Genomic DNA, 16512 nt, shown 5'->3' on the forward strand with positions numbered 1-16512 from the left:
CCGATGATCGAAGACCCCGAACACCGGCCCTCCGGGCTCCCGGCCCTGGCCGAGCGGCACGGCGTGAGCCTCGACGCGGTGCGCCACCTGCTGCGCGCCCTCCAGTCGGGCCAGGGCAACATGGCCCAGTTCGACCACCCGGACCTCGGCGGGTTCGGCCAGTGGTCGCGGGGCGGCATGGTGATGGTCGGATCGATGAACGACCATGCCCTGAAGGCCCGGGTCGACGCCCTCTGCACCGAACTCGCCGCGGCCCTGCCGCTCTCCGGCTTCCGCGAGGAGGCGGCCTCCGGGAACTGGTGGCCGGACGCGCTGGGCCTTCCGTCGAGCGCGGGGGCGCAAAACGGGACGCGCTACGCCTTCTTCCCCGAGAAGCGGCGGCTCGCCGTCGAGACAAACGGTCGGCTCGCCCTCTACGACACGGCCGAGCGCATCGTCACCGGCGCGAGCCAGCAGCAGGGCGCGACCGCCTCGCTGCGCTTCAGCGGCCCGCAGGGGGATTTCACGCTGGAGGATCTGACGCCGGTGGAGCAGGACACGGCGGCCGTGTCGTCGGCCCCGACGAGCGGCGTATCCTCCGCCTCGGCGTCCGTATCGTCGGCGTTCGCGGCCCGCCCGATGTCGCTCCGGCCCGCCGCCCAAGCGCCGAGTCCGGCCGCAGCGGGGGCAGGTCCCGCCGACATTCTCTCGATCCTCGAACGGCTGGCCGAGCTGCACAGGAAGGGCGTGCTGACCGACGCGGAGTTTTCGGGAAAGAAGGCGGAGCTGCTGGCGCGGCTCTGACCGACGGCCTCTCGCCGCAGGCCGCGCCGCGGCGCCGCGCTCGCCCTAGATCCGGGCGATGCCCCCGCGCGACCTCATCGACATCGACCGCATCTTCCACGAGCCGGCGGTCGCCGACTTTCCGCGCGGGCGCGAAATCCTGGCCCGCTACCCGAACGCCGAGCGGATCGCGGTGCCCTCGCACTGGAACATCCCCGAACTGCACGGCAATGCCGGCTCGGTGGAGGATTGGGTCCGCATCAAGCGCTCGACCCTGGTGCTCGGCGTCAAGAAGGGCCTCGCGATGCGCCCCAACGGCCGCTCCGCCCACTTCATCGCGCCCTCGACCTCGAACGGCTGCGCCATGTCGTGCGCCTACTGCTACGTGCCGCGCCGCAAGGGCTTCTCCAATCCGATCTCGCTGTTCGTGAACGTCGATGCCGTCGGCGCGGCGATCGCGCGCCACGCGGGCAAGCAGGGTCCGCTGCCCGCGCCGGACCAGATCGACGGGCAGGCCTGGGTCTACGATCTCGGCGAGAACGGCGACCTCTCGGTCGATGCGATGATCTGCGACAACGTCCGCGACCTCGTCGCGCTGTTTCGCGGGCTGCCCAACGCCAGGGGCTCCTTCGCGACGAAGGCGGTCAACCGCGACCTCCTCGCCTACGATCCGCAGGGGCGCACCCGCATCCGCTTCTCGCTGATGCCGGCCCGGATCGCCCGCATCGTCGATGTCCGCACCGCGGCGATCCCCGAGCGGATCGCCGCGATCGACGACTTCCTGAGGGCCGGCTACGAGGTCCACGTCAACTTCTCGCCCGTCATCCTCTACGAGGGCTGGGAGGCGGATTGGGCCGCCCTGTTCGACGCGATCGACGGGACGATCTCGGACGCGGCCAAGGGCCAGCTCGCCTGCGAGATCATCATGCTGACCCACAATGCCGGGCTGCACGAGGTCAATCTCGGCTGGCACCCGAAGGCCGAGGCTCTACTCTGGCGGCCGGACATCCAGGAGACCAAGCGCTCGGAGGGCGGCGGCGACAACCTGCGCTACCGCACCGGCTGGAAGGGGAAATGGCTCGCCCGGTTCAAGGCCCTGCTCGCCGAGCGGATGCCCTATTGCCGCGTGCGCTACGCGTTCTAGAGCATCGTCCCGGATATCGAATCCGGGACGATGCTCCAGGATTTTGTCTTGCATCATCTTTTTCCGAAGGCCGGTGGCCACCGTTCGAGATGATGCTCTCAGGAGGAGACGAATGCCGGATCACGAGAGCTACCTGCGCGAGGCGACCGAACTCGCGCTCGCCAACGTCGCCGAGGGCGGCAGACCCTACGGCGCGGTGATCGTGCGGGACGGGGAGGTCGTCGCGCGGGCGGCCAACCGCATCCACCGCACCAACGATCCCAGCGACCATGCCGAGATGGTGGCCCTGCGGGAGGCGAGCCGGCGGCTCGGCCGGCCCAAGCTCGACGACTGCATCGTCTACGCCAGCGGGCGGCCCTGCCCGATGTGCCACGCGGCGATGCGGCTCGCCGGTGTCAAACAGGGCTACTTCGCCTTCACCGCAGAGGAGGCCGAAGCGGAGGGGCTGCTCAGCGCCGGGATCTACGCCGAGCTGTGTCGGCCGCTCGCGGAGCAGCCGATGCAGGTCCGCCACCACCCGCTGGCCGGTGGGCCGAGCCCCTACCGCGCCTGGGCGGAGCGGAAGGGGGGCTGACGCCCGCCCTCAATGCGTCCAGGGCGCGGTGCGGTTGAACTTGAAATTGTCGGAGTAGGACAGGCCCTTGCGCGCGATCGGCGGCGGCGTCTCCTCGACCCGGTAGGCGATGCCCGCCGACTTGGCGTAGGCCACCGCCTCCTCCACGGTGTCGAATTCGAGCCGGACCTGCTGCAGCATGTCCGAGGATCCGGTCCAGCCCATCAGCGGGTCGGTCTCGCGGGGCTCGGTCTGGTCGAATTCCAGCACCCACTGCTTGGTGCGGGCGAGCCCGGACTGCGTGGGATCCTTGGCGGGACGGTAGATGCGGGCGCTCGGCATCGGACGGCTGACGTCTCCGGGGAAGGTATGGTCGGGGCGATAGGATTCGAACCTACGACCCTCTGCTCCCAAAGCAGATGCGCTACCAGACTGCGCTACACCCCGACGCTGCGACGGAGATACCGCCTCGGCTATCGGCCGGCAAGGCGCCGCTGGTCACACGAGGATGTCGAGGACGCGCTTCTCGGCCTCGATCGAGGATTTCAGCACCGCCGTGTTGATGGAAACCCCGAGCGACGCCGAGGCGAGGTCCGTCACGGCCGTGACCGGCTCGGCGGCGGATCGGGGCGAGGCGACCCGGGCAGCCGCGCCGTCGAAGCGCTGCATCGCGGCGCTCAGGCCCGCCGAACTCGTAGAGATTGCCGAGACCATCGACCGTCCTTCCTGCGTTCGGTGCAGCTCAGCACGGGAAAGGTAAAAGACATCCTCAGCGGATCGGCGCAACGCGATGCATCGGCCGCGGCTTGATCGAATCGCACGACGATCCCACTTCGCCGCAGGCCGGAAGCCCCGCCCCGCGGGCCCGGAGACAAGGCGTAGCCGATGATCGATCTGTACTACTGGCCGACCCCGAACGGTCACAAGGTGACGATGTTCCTGGAGGAGGCCGGCCTCCCCTACACCATCCACCCGGTGGATATCGGCAAGGGGGCGCAGTTCGAGCCGTCCTTCCTGGCGATCGCGCCGAACAATCGCATGCCCGCCATCATCGATCGGGCCCCGTCCGACGGGGCCGAGCCGGTCTCGCTGTTCGAATCGGGCGCGATCCTGCTCTACCTCGCGGAGAAGACGGGGCGCTTCCTCCCCGCCGACCTGCGCGGCCGGGCCGAGACCCTGCAATGGCTGTTCTGGCAGATGGGCGGCCTCGGGCCGATGCTCGGCCAGAACCACCACTTCTCGCAATACGCGCCCGAAAAGATCCCCTACGCCATCGACCGCTACGTGAAGGAGACGAACCGTCTCTACGGCGTGCTGGACCGGCGGCTCGCCGACTGCGCCTTCGTCGCGGGCGCCGACTACACCATCGCCGACATGGCCGCCTATCCCTGGATCGTGCCGTGGGAGAAGCAGGGCCAGCGGCTCGACGACCACCCGAACCTCAAGCGCTGGTTCGAGGCGATCGCCGCGCGCCCCGCCACCAAGGCGGCCTATGCGCGCGCGGCCGAGGTCAACCCGAACCACGGACAGCCGATGAGCGAGGACGCCAAACGGGTGATGTTCGGCCAGACCGCGGCGAATACGAACCGCTAGACGTCCGATCCCGGGGCGCGGCCGGTCGCTTCGGCGGCGGCCTCGCTCCGTGTCGCGGTCACGCCGGAACGAAGGACGGCGCAGGGCCCGGAAATCCGGACGGAAAGATTCTCGATCTCACCGCGCCGCTGAGCAGAGCCGCCAGGACCGTCGTCATCGGCCCGTCGAAAAGATCGTGATCCGGCCCGCGCGACTCGTAGACGAGAACCGGCCAGCGATCGGGCGACGGCGACGTCTTCCAGTAGAACGTGTCGCCGTTGTCGGTGATCGCGAAGGGCAGGATGCCGCCGGCCACCGGGAAGCGGTCGAACCGATAGTGGCCGGGATGCTCGTCCTTCAGGAGCGACATCCCCTCGGGATCGTGCAGGGCGTGATCGATCAGGTCGATGTGGCGGTTCGCCGTGAACGGATTGAGCACGACGAGGAAGTCGGCGATCCGGCCCGTGCCGTAGGTCTCGATGAAGCGCTTGTAGTCCGTCGGCAGCGCCGTCGAGAGCCGGCGCTCGACCTCCGGCCACGGGGCGCCGCCGGTCTCCCGCGGATGGGACGGCGGCGCGAGGACGGCCAGCAGCTCGCTCAGGGCCATCGTGAGACCGTCCTGATGGCGCGGCTCAGCGCCCGCTGCGCCGGGCGGCCACCGTGGCGAGCCCGGCCAAGTCAATGTCGCCGTCGCCGTGGGCGATGGCGTCGAGGAGATTGTCGCGCAGCACGCTGGCGAACGGCATCGGCACGTTGGCCGCTTCCCCCGCGGCCAGCGCGAGGCGGACGTCCTTGAGGCCGAGCCGGACGGTGAAGCCCGGCGGCTCGTAACGGCCCTCCATGATCATCGCGCCGTAATTCTTGTAGACCGGCGCGGCGAACAGGGTGCCGGTGAGCATCTCCAGCACCTCGGCCCCGGCGACGCCGTGACCCTCGGCGAAGGCCGCGGCCTCGCCCATCGCCTCGATGGCCGCGACCAGCATGAAGTTGCCCGCGAGCTTGACGGCGTTGGCCTTCTCCGGCTCCGTGCCGAAGTGCCATGTCTTGGTGCCCATGGCGTCGAACAGCGGCTGGACCCGCGTGATCGCCGCATCGTCTCCGGCGGCGATGATATTGAGCGCACCCTTATCCGCCGCGTCCGGCCGGCCGAAGACCGGGGCGGAGATGTAAGCGACCCCGGCCCGTTCGTGGACCGCCGCCAGCTCCTTGGCGAGCGCCACCGAGATCGTGGACATGCCGACATGGACGCCCGGCCGCCGGCCGGAATCGAGCAGCCCGCCCTCGATCGTCACGGCGCGCAGGGCCGCGTCGTCGGCGAGCATGGTGATCGCGGCATCCCCGGAAAAGGCCTCGGCGGCGCTTTCGACGGGCTCGGCGCCCTCGACCGACCTCGCCGCCTCCGGCGAGCGGTTCCACACCCGCACCCGGTGCCCCGCCGCGACGAGCCGCGCCGCCATGGCCCGGCCCATGCGTCCGAGCCCGATGAAACCGACATCCATGGATCGTCTCCCGATTGCCGCCTCGTCCCCCGTCTCGGGGGAGCGCCCTGGGCCTCGATGCGTGCGTCAGTGCGTGTTGAGGAATTCCAGCGTCAGCGTGTTGAACATCTCGGTCGCCTCCATGTGGACGAGGTGGCCGACATTGTTGATGACTTCCGCCTTGCCGTTCGGCATCCGGCCGGCGAGCGCGCGGGCATGCCCGGTGTTGTCGCCCATGCCGGAGCGCATCTCCGCCGGGGCGAAGCCCTTGCCGGGGGCGTTGTGGTCGTTGGCGCCCATGATGAACAGGGTCGGCGCCTTCACCAGCGGGATCTCGTGGACGACCGGCTGGCCCCAGATCATCTGGTAGGAGTTCACGAAGGACTTGAGCCAGCGCGGATACTCGCCCGAGCCCTTCACCCGCTCGCGGATCGAGACGAACGGCTCGATCGCCGCGGCCGGGATCGAGAGCGCGTAGCTCGTCATCAGCTGCTTGCGGTAGGCGTCGGCGCTGAGATCGCCCTCGCGGGCGAGAAGCGTCTCGTCGGAGACCGGCGGGACGGTGAAGCGGTAATCCTCCAGCCCGATCGGGGCCTCCAGCACGAGGCTGTTGACCCGCTGCGGGTAGCTTCGGGCAAGCCGCACCGCGAGCATCCCGCCCATGGAATGGGCCACGATGTCGAAGCGCGGGACCTTGAGGCTGTCGGCGAGCGCGATCGTGTCGGCGGCCATCCGGTCGAAGGTGAAGGCGCCGACCGGCTTCGACGACTTGCCGAAGCCGAGCTGGTCGGGGACGATCACCCGGAAGCCCGCGTTCGTGAGGGCGCGGATCACCGGCTCCCAGTAGCTCGAAGGGAAGTTGCGCCCGTGCAGCAGCAGCACCGTGCGTCCGTTGGCGTTGTCGGCGGGCGGCACATCCATGTAGGCGAGGCGCTGGGCTTCGCCGTCGCGCGTCAGGGGCAGGAACCGGACCGGAAAGGGATAGGCGAAGCCTTCGAGGCCGATGCCGAGGGGCGTCTGCTCCTGGGCAAGGGCGGCGGCCGGTGTCAGGGCCAGGAGCGGCGCGAGGCAGAGTGCGAGGCAGGGCGCAAGGATCGAGTGGGCACGCATGGACACTTCGCTCTCCGGTGGCCGGCTTTCAGAAACGGACGAGACAGTCGCAGAACGGTGCGCGGTCGGCTCGGGCTCTGCCCCGACGACGGGCCCGTGCCGAAGCGCGGGCATCGTCCGGTGAGGGACAGATAGGGCGGATCGGCGGCCTGCAAGCTCCGGATGGTGGACGGTGACGGCACGGAAAACGGGAGAGGCGGGCGGCGACGGGTTGCCGCCGCGGGAGCGGCTCCTGGCACTCTCCGCCATGTCGCTCGCCATCGCCATGGCGGTGCTCGACGGAGCGATCGTCAACGTCGCCCTGCCGGTGATCGCCCGCGACCTCGACGTGCCGGCCTCGGACGCGATCTTCGTCGTCAGCGCCTACCAGATCGCGGTCACCGCGACCCTGCTGCCGCTGGCGACGCTCGGCGAGATCTGGGGCTACCGCCGGGTCTATCTCGCCGGGCTCGCCGTCTTCACCGCGGCCTCGCTCGCCTGCGCGGTGGCTCCGAACCTTGCGGGCCTCACCGCCGCGCGGGTCGCCCAGGGGCTCGGCGCGGCCGGGATCATGAGCGTCAACATCGCGCTCGTGCGCTTCATCTATCCGCACCGGCTGATCGGGCGCGGGGTCGGCAATGTGGCGCTCGTCGTGGCGATGGCCTCCGCCGCCGGGCCGACGGTCGCCGCGGCGATCCTCTCGGTCGCGGCCTGGCCCTGGCTGTTCCTCGTCAACCTGCCGGTCGGGATCGTGGCCCTGGCGGTCGGCCTCCGCACGCTGCCGCACACGCCCCGCTCCGCCCGCCGCTTCGACCTGCGCAGCGCGGGTCTCAACGCCCTCACCATCGGCCTGCTGATCGTCGGGCTCGACGGCCTCGCCGATCCGGAGGGCCGCCGGCTCGCCGCGGCGGCGATCGTCGCCTCGATCGCGATCGGCCTCGTCTTCGTGCGCAGCCAGATCCGGCTCGCGACGCCGCTCCTGCCCCTCGACCTGCTGCGGATCCCGGCCTTCGCCCTGTCGATGGTGGCCTCGGTCTGCTCCTTCGCGGCGCAGATGATCGCCTACATCGCCCTGCCCTTCTACTTCCACGACGGGCTCGGCTTCTCGGAGACCCGCACCGGCTTCCTGATGACCCCCTGGCCCCTCGCCATCGCGGCGATGTCGCCCTTCGCCGGGCGGCTCGCCGACCGCGTGCCGCCGGGGCTGCTCGGCAGCCTCGGCCTCGTCCTCCTGGCGGCGGGGATGGCGGCCCTCGCCCTTCTGCCGGAGGCGCCCACGACCCTCGATGTGGTCTGGCGGCTGACGCTCTCGGGCGTCGGCTTCGGGCTGTTCCAGTCGCCCAACAACAAGGTGATCATCACCAGCGCCCCGCGGGAACGCAGCGGCGGCGCCAGCGGCATGCAGGCGAGCGCGCGGCTCGTCGGTCAGTCGCTGGGCGCGGCACTGGTTGCCGTGCTGTTCGGCCTGATCCCCGGCGGCCCGGTGGGCGCCTTCGCCGTCACGCTCTGGTGCGCCGTCGCCCTGGCGCTGACCGGCGCCCTGGCGAGCGGCCTGCGGCGGACGGGACCCTGACCCCGAATCCGCGGCCAGCACCAAGCCGCCTGTCACGCGTTGTGGCTTCGACAGGACGGATCGCCATGAGCGGAGGCGGAGAATGGACATCGATCTGAAAGGGCGCAGCGCCCTGGTCACCGGCTCGACCGGCGGCATCGGCTACGCGATCGCCCGCGAACTCGGCCGGCTCGGCGCCTACGTCGCCGTCAACGGCCGCACCGCCGAGCGGGTGGACGCGGCCATCGAACGCCTGCGCGGCGAGGTGCCGGAGGGAGAGTTCATCGCCGGCATCGGCGACGTCGGCACCGAGGAGGGCGCGGCCGAACTCGTCGCCGCCCTGCCGCGGGTCGACATCCTCGTCAACAATGCCGGCATCTTCGAGCCGAAGCCGTTCTTCGAGATCGCGGATGCCGAGTGGCGCCGCTTCTTCGAGGTGAACGTGATGAGCGGCATCCGCCTCGCCCGCGCCTACGGACCCGCGATGGTCGAGCGCGGCTGGGGGCGGATCGTGTTCATCGCCAGCGAGTCGGGCGTCAACATCCCGCCGGAGATGGTCCATTACGGCATGACGAAGACGGCGCAGCTCGCCGTCTCCCGCGGTCTCGCCGAGACGGTGGGCGGCAGCGGCGTCACCGTCAACAGCGTCCTGCCCGGCCCGACCATGACCGAGGGCGTGGTGGATTTCCTGGAATCGATGGGCGCCGGCGAGGGTGACCTGGAGACAAAGGGCCGTGCCTTCATCGCCGAGAACCGGCCGACCTCGCTCCTGAAACGCCTCGCGCAGCCGGAGGAGGTGGCCAACATGGTGGCCTATCTCTGCACGCCCGCCGCGAGCGCCACCACGGGGGCGGCCCTGCGGGTCGATGGCGGCGTGCTGCGCGGCATCGCCTGAGGCTGACCGCTCCCGAGCCCGCCGGACGTACGGACCGGTCTGACCGGTTCCGTACTCCGAGGGACGGCCCGCGAACGGCTTTCCGAGATCAGGACTTCAGGTGCGCCGCGAGATGCTTGTTCATCTCGAACATCGAGCACTTGTCCTTGCCGAAGATCTTCTTGAGCTTGTCGTCGGCGACGATCTCGCGCTTGTTCTCCGGATTCTGGAGGTTGTGCTTCTTGATGTGCTCCCACACCTTGCTGACGACCTCGCCGCGCGGCAGGGGCTTGTCGCCGACGATGGCGGCGAGTTCGGGAGACGGCTTCAGGGGCTGCTGAAGCGCGTTGGGCTTGGTGCCGGAGGCGGCCTTGGTGGCGGTCTCCTTCTTCGGGGCACTCTTGGGCGCAGCCGCCTTCTTCTCCGTCGTCTTGGTAGCCATGGTTTCCCTCCGTCCTGCGGACCGGCAGATTCGTGTCCCGGGCCCGAGGGCATCACCAAGGGGCATCGGGCCACTGAGGAGCAACAACTAAGCGGTGCCGCGCCCGTTCCAAGTGGAGAACGGCACCGCTGCGCCGTCCATCCACAGATCAGCGGGCCTTTCCGCAGCCCAATCCGCCCCAGAAGGGGTTTTTCGCACCGATCGGGCCGGATGCGGGCGCTCACGCCCGCCGTTCACACCGCGGTGCCGCCCCGTGACGGGAACCGCGCCTGCCGCATCGCATTCAAGAAGATCTCTTCGATCGCAGGCCCGTCGGGGCCCGATCAAGGACATGCGGGAGACTTGGATGCCGACGGATCTGCCCGAGGAGCGGGCCTATCGAAAGCCGGGAACGCTCGAACTGGACCCCGCTTCCGGCGAGGGCGTGGCGACCGACGAGACCCCTCGGCTGATCGCCTCCGACAAGGTCGAGGGCACGCCGGTCTATGACGGGACCGGCCGTCACCTCGGCAGCGTCTACAACTTCATGGTCGACAAGGTATCGGGACAGGTCGCCTACGCCGTCCTGTCGTTCGGCGGCTTCCTCGGCTTCGGCGAGACCTACCATCCGCTGCCCTGGAACGCCCTGACCTACTCGGTCGAACTCGGCGGCTACGTGGTCGATATCGACCCCGCCGACCTCGAAGGCGCGCCGACGCACGGGCCCGGCGAGGACCCGTTCTCCGATCCGGGCTACGGCGGGCGCCTCGACGACCACTGGGGCGGGCGGAAGGTGCCGACGGCCTGAGCCGCCGACGCCGCGCTTCGCGAGCCTCCTGATGCGAGAGGCGCGGGGCTTAGAACTTGCCGCCGAGGCCGACGCTGCCGCCCGAACCCATCTGGGGGGCGAGGCCGCCGGAACTGGTCCGCGTCGTCGGCTCGCCGTCGATCTCCTCACGGCGGATCCGGCGCGGGCCTTCGTCGGCGGTGCGGGTCTGGCCGCGGATGTTCTTTGGCAGTTCCAGGGCGCGGGTCGGCGCGGCCGCGAGGGGACGGCCGTCCTCGTCGGTCTGGGCGCTGCGCAAGGGGCGGCCGGGCAGCGTGCCGCGGGCGGAAGGCGGCGGGCCGACATCGGATTCCGGCATCACGCCGCCGCCGCCGCCCAGGGCTTGGCAGCCACCGAGGCTCGCCGCAAGGAGCGCCGCGGCGCAGAGTCTCGACGGGTGAAACATGAATGTCTTGTCCTCGTACCCGCCGTCCCCGGCCAATCCGGACTCCGACGGAGGCCCGGACGGGAGAACGGCCAGGAGGCGGCAACGTTAAGATCTCCTGCATCCGTCTAAGGCAGGGTTTTGGCGAAAACCAGACGGGGCGTGCCCGTGTCCACCCCGTTGCGGCGGGCCGGAGGCGGCCTCGCGGCGCGACGGCGCCCCCGCCGCGAGCCGTCCGTCCCCGCCGGGATCGAGGCGGCCGGATCGACTTTTCGCACCCATCCACAACTTCGCCGTGGTTGCCGGGCATGGACGATGCGTCCGCCCGCCCCATACCGTCCGTTCAGCGGCCGGCCCGTCGCGGCCGGCACGCGGACTTTTTCAGACTGTCGAGAGGTACAGGGGTGCGCAGACTGATCCGGCCGATCGTGACACCGGCGATCGTCCTCCTCGCCACGGCGGCCATGGCCGCGGACGGCTCGTCGGGGACCCCCGGCGAGACCACATCGCCTCCCGCGGCCGCTTCGCCCCCCGCCGCAGCGCCCGCGACGGCACCCGTGACGGCGCCCGCCGCGCCGGCGGCACCCGCCAACGGCGCCGCGTCGCCGTCCCAGGGCGGCGGCACCCCGGCCGTGGTGCTCGATACCCAGGACTACGAGAGCCTGCTCGGCAAGAGCGTGCGCGCCATGAACGGCGACGACCTCGGCCGGATCATCGACGTCATCGTCGACCGCGAAGGCCGTCCCCGCGCCGCCGTGATCGATTTCGGCGGCTTTCTCGGCGTCGGCTCGCGCAAGATCGCGGTGGATTGGCGCGTCCTGAAGTTCAGCACCGAGGGCAAGGTCGGCCGCCTCACGCTGCAGCTCAACCGCAACCAAGTGCGGGTCTCGCCGGAGTACAAGTCCGGCGAGCCCATCGTCGTCCTCGGCGCCACCAGTCCCGGCGCCCCGGTCCAGCCGACGGAAGGCGACGCCTCCGCCACCGCCGAGAAGGCCGCCGCCCCGTCCGACAAGGCCCCTGACCGGCCGCAGGAGAAGTCGCCGGACAAATGACGGCAATCCCGGTGACGGAACGGCGCGCGCATCCGGCGCGCGAGCGCGACACGCATCGCACCGACCTCCGCGAGCGGGGCGGGGCCCGTCCGCTGCGCCGGTCGGGCCGGCCGAGCGAGCCGGCGTCGGGCCCGGCTGGGCCGACCGGGCCGTCGCGCCGCGCGACCTACGGTCTCGACGCGTTCACGTTCTTCATCGCCAACCTGCAGACCGGGTTCGGGCCGTTCCTGGCCGTCTACTTCACCCAGCAGAAGTGGACGCAGTCCGATATCGGCCTCGCCCTGACGGTCGGCAGCCTCGTGAGCCTTCTCGGGCAGATGCCCGGCGGCGCCTTCGTCGACGCCTCCCGCTCGAAGCGCTTCGCCGCCGGGTTCTCGGCCTTCTGGGTCGGGGCGAGCGCGGTGATGCTCGCCGCGCTCCCCACCTATCTCGTCGTCATGCTCGCCATGGCGATCCACTCGGCGGCGAGCTGCGTGCTGACGCCGGCGATCGCCGCGATCTCCATCGGCCTCGTCGGCCATGCCCGGGCCGGCGAGCGGCTGGGGCGCAACGCGAGCTTCTCCGCGATCGGCAACGCGCTCGGTGCCGCCGGCATGGGCGCGATCGGCTACTACCTGTCGAACAACGCGGTGTTCTACCTCGCCGGGCTCCTCGTGATCCCGGCCCTGCTCTCACTCTCCTTCATCCCGTCCGGGCGCGCCGCGGAGGCCGCCAAGGCCCGGGCGGCGGCCCACGAGCCGGAACCGCGGGAGGCCGGCGGCGTCGCGGTACTCCTGAAGAACCGGGCGCTGCTGTGCTTCGCCGCCTGCATGGTGCTGTTCTTCCTGGCCAACGCCGCGATGCTGCCGCTGGTCGGCAGCGTCATGACGCTGCGCGCCAGCGAGACCGCCACGGCGCTGGTGGCCGCCTGCATCATGGTCCCGCAGGCGGTGCTCGCCCTCACCGCCCCCTTCGTCGGGCGCCTCGCCCAGAGTTGGGGACGCAAGCCGCTGCTCGTGATCGGCTTCGCGGCGCTCCCCGTCCGCGGCCTGCTCTTCGCCTTCGTGAACGATCCCTACTGGATGGTGGCGATCCAGGTCTTCGACGGGATCTCGGCCTCCGTCCTCGGCGTCATGGTTCCGCTGATCGTCTCCGACGTCACCCGCGGCACCGGCCGGTTCAACACCGCGCTCGGCGCGGTCGGCACCGGCATGGGCATCGGCGCGGCCCTCTCGACGGCTTTGGCCGGCTTCATGGCCGACGAGCTCGGCAGCCAGACGGCGTTCCTGGGACTCGCCGTCGTCGGCGCCGTCGGCTTGGCCCTCGTCCTGCTGATCATGCCCGAGACGCGGCGCAGGGACGGGGACGAGGCACGCGAGCCGTCTTGACCTGCGCGAGCCGACGCGGTTGGAATCGTTTCGCGTCGCACATCCGCTCAAGCCAGGTTCATCTTCGCTCCGCTATCCGGCGGAAAGCTGCGCGCGCTTGAAACATAAGGCGACGCTTCGCGTTGCGGTTAAAGGGCCTTTCCTGCGCCCTCCAACCACAATCGGCGCCCAGCGGGTCTGATCGAATCGGGACTGACGATCGCGATGGAAGATCTCTGCCAATACGCCAACAGACCGGGGGCCTTCGTCGGGCGCTATCTCAAGCGCCGGATCGTCCCACACCTCGTGATCCTGTTCGCCGTGCTCGGTGCCGTGACCTTCTCGGTCTCGACCGATTACGCGCTGAAGGGGGTGGTCGACGCCCTCGGCAAGGGTCCGAGCGCCGGGCAGGTCTGGTCGGCGCTCGCCCTGCTGATCGCCTTCATCGCCGCCGACAACATGCTCTGGCGCGTGGCGGCCCTGGTCGGCGCCTTCACCTTCGTCGGCGTGACCGGCGACATCCGCCGCGACCTCTTCCGCCACATGACGGGCCACGCGCCCTCGTTCTTCGCCGACCGGCAGCCGGGCACGCTGGCCTCGCGCATCACCGCGACCTCGAACGCGATCTTCACCGTCGAGAACATGTTCACGTTCAACGTGATGCCGCCCTGCGTGGCGGCCACGCTGTCGATCATCTACATCGGCACCGTGAACATGACGATGGCGCTCGTGCTCGCCGGCATCTTCGCCGCGGTCGTGCTGCTGATGTTCAAGATGGCCTCGGCCGGCAAGCCGCTCCACCACGACTTCGCCGCCAAGGCCGCCAGCGTCGATGGCGAGATGGTCGACCTCGTCGGCAACATGCCGCTGGTGCGCGCCTTCTCCGCCTTCAACCGCGAATTCGTGCGCTTCGACGGCACCATCGGCACCGAGATGCGGGCGCGCCGCTCCTCGCTCCTCTACCTCGAGAAGCTGCGCATCACCCACGCCATCCTCACCGTGCTCTCGATCCTCGGCCTGCTCTACTGGTCGATCAAGATGTGGGAGGCCGGTCAGGCGACCACCGGTCAGGTCGTGCTGGTCTGCACCCTCGGCATCCGCATCCTCGCCGCGACCCGCGACCTCGCCGTGGCGCTGGTGGACGCGACCCAGCACACCGCCCGCCTGTCGGAGGCGCTGCACACCCTGCTGCAGCCGCACGAACTCGTCGATCACCCGGAGGCGGAGACGCTCGTCGGCCAGACCGGCGCCGAGATGCATTTCGACCACGTGGCCTTCAGCTATCCCGACGGGCGCGCCGTCTTCTCGGATTTCGACCTGCTCATCCCCCCGGGGCAGACCGTGGGGCTGGTCGGCAAGTCGGGCGGCGGCAAGTCGACCCTGTTCTCGCTGATCCAGCGCTTCTACGAGGTGCAGGGCGGGCGCATCCTCATCAACGGGCAGGACATCACCCGCGTCACGCAGGAATCGTTGCGCGAGGCGATTACGGTGGTGCCGCAGGACGTCTCGATGTTCCACCGCTCCCTGCGGGAGAACATCCGCTACGGCCGGCCCGACGCGACCGACGAGGAGGTCTGGAAAGCCGCCGAGGCCGCCCACTGCACCGACTTCATCCAGGCCCTGCCGGAGGGCTTCGACACCATCGTCGGCGACCGCGGCGTGAAGCTCTCCGGCGGCCAGCGCCAGCGCATCGCCATCGCCCGGGCGATCCTGAAGGACTCGCCGATCCTGCTGCTCGACGAGGCGACCTCGGCGCTGGACGCCGAATCCGAGGAGGCGATCCGCGCCGCGCTCGCCAACCTGATGAAGGGCCGCACGGTGATCGCCATCGCCCACCGCCTCTCGACGCTGAAGGATTTCGACCGGATCGTCGTGCTGGAGGGCGGCAAGATCGTTCAGGACGGCTCGCCGGAGAAGCTCACGCATCTCGACGGCTTCTATCGCGAGCTGATGAAGAAGGAATCGATGTCGATGGCGCTCGCCGCCGCCTGACGCGGCGCGCCTGCCGGACCGGCGGGCGGGGTATGAAGATCGAGCGGCCGGGAGACAATTTCATCGTGAGGCCGGGCGGGTTCCCCACCGTCCGGCCTTTCGCATTCGACGGGACCGAGCGGGAGCCAGCCGTGGCCGAGCAGCAATTCGCCAGCGACAACTATGCCGGGATCTGCCCGGAGGCGCTCGACGCGATGCAGGCGGCCAATGCCGGCCACGCCCCCGCCTACGGTGCCGATACCTGGACGCAGGCCGCCGCCGACGGGTTCCGCCGTCTGTTCGAGACCGATTGCGAGGTCTTCTTCGTCTTCAACGGCACGGCGGCCAACTCTCTGGCGCTCGCCTCGCTCTGCCAGTCCTACCACAGCGTGATCTGCGCCGACTCGGCGCATATCGAGACGGACGAGTGCGGCGCGCCGGAATTCTTCTCCAACGGCTCGAAGCTGCTCACCGCCGCGACCGCGGACGGGAAGCTCACCCCGGAGGTCGTGCGGACGATCGCGGGCAAGCGCAGCGACATCCACTTCCCCAAGCCGCGGGCGGTGACGCTGACGCAAGCGACCGAGACCGGGCGCGTCTACACCCTCGACGAGGTCGCCGCGATCGCCGCCGTCTGCCGCGCCTCGGGCCTGCGCCTGCACATGGACGGAGCCCGCTTCGCCAACGCCTGCGCCTCCCTCGATGCGAGCCCGGCCGCGCTGACCTGGAAGGCCGGCGTCGACGTGCTCTGCTTCGGCGGCACCAAGAACGGGATGGCGGTCGGCGAGGCGGTGATCTTCTTCGACCGCCGGCTCGCGCTGGATTTTGACTATCGCTGCAAGCAGGCGGGGCAGCTCGCCTCGAAGATGCGCTTCCTCGCGGCCCCCTGGGTCGGCATGCTGGAGAGCGGCGCGTGGCTCGACAACGCCCGCCACGCCAACGACTGCGCCCGGCGCCTCGTGCGGGCGATCGCCGACGTGCCGGGCATCTCGCTCGCGGCCCCGGTGGAGGCCAACGGCGTCTTCCTGAACCTGCCGGTGCCGGTCCAGGAGGGGCTGCGCGCTCGCGGCTGGCAGTTCTACGGCTTCATCGGCGGGGCATCGCGCTTCATGTTCGCCTGGGATTCGGACCCGGCGCGGGTCGATGCGCTCGCGCGGGACATCCGCCTCTGCGCCCTGCCCGTGGCGGCGTGAGGGCGGCTCCGCGGGAAAGGCGCCTCAGACGAGATAGGTGATGGTGGCAGCCAGGGCCGTCGCGACGGTGGCGATGGCGAAGCTCGACGACGAGAGCAGCATCGCCGAACGGGAGACCACCGGCTCGGCCTCGTCGGCGTAGCCGAACGCTTGGCCCGCGGCCTGTTCCAGGCGCGTGAGGGAGATGTGACGCGCTTGGGCGGCGGCAGGGGTCATCGGCGTAGCTCCCTTACGGTCAAGCTGACCTTGGTGAGTTAACGTCCGGAAACCATCCTCTGTTCCCGGCGTCGGTCT

At 70.3% G+C, this 16512-nt stretch carries 19 protein-coding genes and 1 tRNA gene; 11 read left to right on the forward strand and 9 right to left on the reverse strand.

Annotation, left to right across the window (positions count from 1 at the left end; all coding sequences use genetic code 11):
- Positions 1 to 3 precede the first annotated feature (3 nt).
- The 3 genes from ABS772_RS04490 to ABS772_RS04500 all read left to right on the forward strand — a co-directional run bounded on the left by ABS772_RS04490 (position 4) and on the right by ABS772_RS04500 (position 2480).
- Positions 4 to 783 (forward strand): SHOCT domain-containing protein, encoded by a 780-nt coding sequence (locus ABS772_RS04490; RefSeq protein ID WP_350392475.1) that lies wholly within the window; start codon positions 4 to 6, stop codon positions 781 to 783.
- 58 nt (positions 784 to 841) lie between these two features.
- Entirely contained in the window at positions 842 to 1906 is a 1065-nt protein-coding gene (locus tag ABS772_RS04495; RefSeq protein ID WP_350392477.1) for a spore photoproduct lyase family protein, read from the forward strand.
- A 112-nt stretch (positions 1907 to 2018) separates the two neighbouring features.
- Complete coding sequence (locus ABS772_RS04500) at positions 2019 to 2480, forward strand: nucleoside deaminase (protein WP_350392478.1); 462 nt, start codon at positions 2019 to 2021, stop codon at positions 2478 to 2480.
- A gap of 9 nt (positions 2481 to 2489) precedes the next feature.
- Here ABS772_RS04500 and ABS772_RS04505 read toward each other — a convergent pair whose 3' ends face one another.
- The 3 genes from ABS772_RS04505 to ABS772_RS04515 form a co-directional block, all read right to left on the reverse strand.
- On the reverse strand, positions 2490 to 2801 hold the full coding sequence (locus ABS772_RS04505; RefSeq protein ID WP_238255100.1) for an ETC complex I subunit: 312 nt from the start codon (positions 2799 to 2801) through the stop codon (positions 2490 to 2492).
- 28 nt (positions 2802 to 2829) lie between these two features.
- Positions 2830 to 2906 (reverse strand) — tRNA-Pro (locus ABS772_RS04510).
- Between the two features lie 51 nt (positions 2907 to 2957).
- Positions 2958 to 3128 carry a hypothetical protein gene (locus ABS772_RS04515; protein WP_350392480.1) on the reverse strand — a complete coding sequence of 57 codons (171 nt, stop codon included), beginning with the start codon at positions 3126 to 3128 and terminating at the stop codon, positions 2958 to 2960.
- Positions 3129 to 3344: 216 nt separating this feature from the next.
- Here ABS772_RS04515 and ABS772_RS04520 point away from each other — a divergent pair, with 216 nt between their 5' ends.
- On the forward strand, positions 3345 to 4052 hold the full coding sequence (locus ABS772_RS04520) for a glutathione binding-like protein (protein ID WP_350392482.1): 708 nt from the start codon (positions 3345 to 3347) through the stop codon (positions 4050 to 4052).
- Between the two features lie 58 nt (positions 4053 to 4110).
- Here ABS772_RS04520 and ABS772_RS04525 read toward each other — a convergent pair whose 3' ends face one another.
- The 3 genes from ABS772_RS04525 to ABS772_RS04535 all read right to left on the reverse strand — a co-directional run bounded on the left by ABS772_RS04525 (position 4111) and on the right by ABS772_RS04535 (position 6619).
- The gene (locus ABS772_RS04525) at positions 4111 to 4638 is read right to left on the reverse strand and encodes an SMI1/KNR4 family protein (RefSeq protein WP_350392484.1); all 528 of its coding nucleotides are present in this window, start codon (positions 4636 to 4638) and stop codon (positions 4111 to 4113) included.
- 25 nt (positions 4639 to 4663) lie between these two features.
- The gene (locus ABS772_RS04530) at positions 4664 to 5530 is read right to left on the reverse strand and encodes an NAD(P)-dependent oxidoreductase (RefSeq protein ID WP_350392485.1); all 867 of its coding nucleotides are present in this window, start codon (positions 5528 to 5530) and stop codon (positions 4664 to 4666) included.
- Between the two features lie 66 nt (positions 5531 to 5596).
- Complete coding sequence (locus tag ABS772_RS04535; protein WP_350392547.1) at positions 5597 to 6619, reverse strand: alpha/beta hydrolase; 1023 nt, start codon at positions 6617 to 6619, stop codon at positions 5597 to 5599.
- A 247-nt stretch (positions 6620 to 6866) separates the two neighbouring features.
- On the opposite strand from ABS772_RS04535, the gene ABS772_RS04540 reads away from it, so the two are divergent.
- Entirely contained in the window at positions 6867 to 8171 is a 1305-nt protein-coding gene (locus ABS772_RS04540) for an MFS transporter (protein ID WP_407942963.1), read from the forward strand.
- Positions 8172 to 8253: 82 nt separating this feature from the next.
- Positions 8254 to 9045: an SDR family NAD(P)-dependent oxidoreductase gene (locus tag ABS772_RS04545; protein WP_238255107.1), complete on the forward strand. Its 792-nt coding sequence runs from the start codon at positions 8254 to 8256 to the stop codon at positions 9043 to 9045.
- Between the two features lie 88 nt (positions 9046 to 9133).
- On the opposite strand, the gene ABS772_RS04550 is transcribed toward ABS772_RS04545, so the two are convergent.
- A complete protein-coding gene (locus tag ABS772_RS04550; protein WP_017486375.1) occupies positions 9134 to 9466 on the reverse strand; it encodes an SWIB/MDM2 domain-containing protein in 333 nt (110 codons plus the stop codon).
- A 346-nt stretch (positions 9467 to 9812) separates the two neighbouring features.
- Here ABS772_RS04550 and ABS772_RS04555 point away from each other — a divergent pair, with 346 nt between their 5' ends.
- Positions 9813 to 10253 carry a PRC-barrel domain-containing protein gene (locus tag ABS772_RS04555; protein ID WP_238255108.1) on the forward strand — a complete coding sequence of 147 codons (441 nt, stop codon included), beginning with the start codon at positions 9813 to 9815 and terminating at the stop codon, positions 10251 to 10253.
- Positions 10254 to 10302: 49 nt separating this feature from the next.
- On the opposite strand, the gene ABS772_RS04560 is transcribed toward ABS772_RS04555, so the two are convergent.
- The gene (locus ABS772_RS04560; RefSeq protein WP_350392490.1) at positions 10303 to 10677 is read right to left on the reverse strand and encodes a hypothetical protein; all 375 of its coding nucleotides are present in this window, start codon (positions 10675 to 10677) and stop codon (positions 10303 to 10305) included.
- 383 nt (positions 10678 to 11060) lie between these two features.
- Here ABS772_RS04560 and ABS772_RS04565 point away from each other — a divergent pair, with 383 nt between their 5' ends.
- The 4 genes from ABS772_RS04565 (at position 11061) to ABS772_RS04580 (ending at position 16218) form a co-directional block, all read left to right on the forward strand.
- Complete coding sequence (locus ABS772_RS04565) at positions 11061 to 11708, forward strand: PRC-barrel domain-containing protein (protein WP_350392492.1); 648 nt, start codon at positions 11061 to 11063, stop codon at positions 11706 to 11708.
- Positions 11705 to 13075 carry an MFS transporter gene (locus ABS772_RS04570; RefSeq protein ID WP_350392494.1) on the forward strand — a complete coding sequence of 457 codons (1371 nt, stop codon included), beginning with the start codon at positions 11705 to 11707 and terminating at the stop codon, positions 13073 to 13075. Before ABS772_RS04565 ends, ABS772_RS04570 begins: the two co-directional genes overlap by 4 nt.
- Before the next feature lie 204 nt (positions 13076 to 13279).
- Positions 13280 to 15046 (forward strand): ABC transporter ATP-binding protein, encoded by a 1767-nt coding sequence (locus ABS772_RS04575; RefSeq protein ID WP_350392495.1) that lies wholly within the window; start codon positions 13280 to 13282, stop codon positions 15044 to 15046.
- 131 nt (positions 15047 to 15177) lie between these two features.
- Positions 15178 to 16218 (forward strand): threonine aldolase family protein, encoded by a 1041-nt coding sequence (locus ABS772_RS04580; protein ID WP_350392497.1) that lies wholly within the window; start codon positions 15178 to 15180, stop codon positions 16216 to 16218.
- Between the two features lie 24 nt (positions 16219 to 16242).
- Here the strand turns inward: ABS772_RS04580 and ABS772_RS04585 are convergent, their stop codons facing one another.
- Positions 16243 to 16434, reverse strand: a complete 192-nt coding sequence (locus ABS772_RS04585) for a hypothetical protein (RefSeq protein ID WP_350392498.1) — start codon at positions 16432 to 16434, stop codon at positions 16243 to 16245.
- Between the last annotated feature and the right edge of the window lie 78 nt (positions 16435 to 16512).

Source organism: Methylorubrum podarium (assembly GCF_040270385.1).
Lineage (GTDB): Bacteria > Pseudomonadota > Alphaproteobacteria > Rhizobiales > Beijerinckiaceae > Methylobacterium > Methylobacterium podarium.